Raw genomic sequence first — 1,451 nt, 5'->3', positions numbered from 1 at the left:
AAAAACTCATTTAAATCACTTTGCTATTAAGTACAAATTGATTCTTAGAGCGAACCAGATTGCTTGGCAGGAGCTTAAAAATATGGCAGCTTAAAATTGACCGTGCGTAACATGAGTTACCCATTAAAATTTTTTATATTGATATGCGGTAGTTTAACCACTCACAGTTTATTTGCTCATGGCTATCAAACAGCCCCTTATTCACGTATTGCCTACACCGTAGATAGTGGTCAAAAAGCTCAAGTCAATTATAATCAAAACCAAATTTCTAATAATTTACCCAATAATTGGGGCACTAAAACACTAAACGAAATTATTAATTATTCTAGTGAAGCCAACGGTACCGGACCGCTGGCATTTTATAAAGATTATTATCCCGTAAAAAATGATCAACTCTGTGCTTACGCTGCCAATAACCAAGGCTATTTACCTATCCTAAATCAGTCTCTTCCCGATGATAAAATGACCAAGATCAGTGCCGGGGATGCCGTACAATTCAAATGGGGTTATACTGCCTGGCATACTCCAAGTAATAATTTTGTATTTACCACCGAGTATCCAGCTGGCAAATATAAACCCAACCCCAGCCTCAATGATTTACACTTTGTATGCGCGGTACCTGCTGACGCGAGTGGTGCTTGGCAATGTAAAATGCCTAATTTTAGTGGAGATGCGAAACAAGTTATTGTTACTATCTGGCAAAGAGTGGATGCTGCGGGAGAAAATTTTATTTCTTGTGCTGATGTCCACCTTGAAAATGGCACCGTTGTTCCTCCTGAGTCTATATGGTCCTTATTAGGTAACCGGATTTATTGGACAGCAGGAATCAATGAACCACCCAAGGCCGGGGATATGGTTAATTTTACTTTGGAGAGTGAAAAGAAAGGAAGCGGGCAAAAAATATCGTTAGCTACTTACTCTTTACCCATCACAAGCACCAATTTATCTACATGGGAGAGCATTCTAGCTGCGAAAATTAATAACGATTCGACCCATCCCAAACTAATAGCAGTGGGTGAGTTGAATACCGCACAGGGCAATGTAGTTTATAAAACCAGCGAAGCCAGTGCTAATTATGTTTATTTAAATAATACCCTTGCGGATCCCCAACTAAATTACAGTTATAATTTAATCACGGTAAAAGATCCCAATCCGATCACCGTGGGATGGCAACAAATAGGCGAGCCGTTAAAAACATGGGTTAATCCTAGAAATGTAAAGGCTAATGATAAATTAAGGTTTGCCTTACAAGTAGCTGGAGTAGAGCAAAACTTAGATCCCCTAACTGTAAGCAATCCTGAAAATGCCGAAAAACTGGTGGCAGATCAAGTTAATAACTCATGTTACGCACGGTCAATTTTAAGCTGCCATATTTTTAAGCTCCTGCCAAGCAATCTGGTTCGCTCTAAGAATCAATTTGTACTTAATAGCAAAGTGATTTAAATGAGTTT

Annotated in this window: 1 protein-coding gene; it reads left to right on the top strand. The window is 38.9% G+C overall.

Annotated features, from left to right (window positions below; translation table 11 throughout):
• Positions 1–111: 111 nt before the first annotated feature.
• Entirely contained in the window at positions 112–1,443 is a 1,332-nt protein-coding gene (locus ELY15_RS15745; protein ID WP_127101699.1) for a lytic polysaccharide monooxygenase, read from the top strand.
• Positions 1,444–1,451 lie beyond the last annotated feature (8 nt).

The organism is Legionella sp. km772, assembly GCF_003989735.1.
Lineage (GTDB): Bacteria > Pseudomonadota > Gammaproteobacteria > Legionellales > Legionellaceae > Legionella.
Note: the sequence above shows the minus strand (reverse complement) of the source record. Positions and strands in the feature narration are given on the sequence as shown.

What these genes read in the sequence shown, in the direction of transcription:
- ELY15_RS15745 (WP_127101699.1), top strand. Translation starts at nt 112, where the DNA reads ATGAGTTACCCATTAAAATTTTTTATATTGATATGCGGTAGTTTAACC.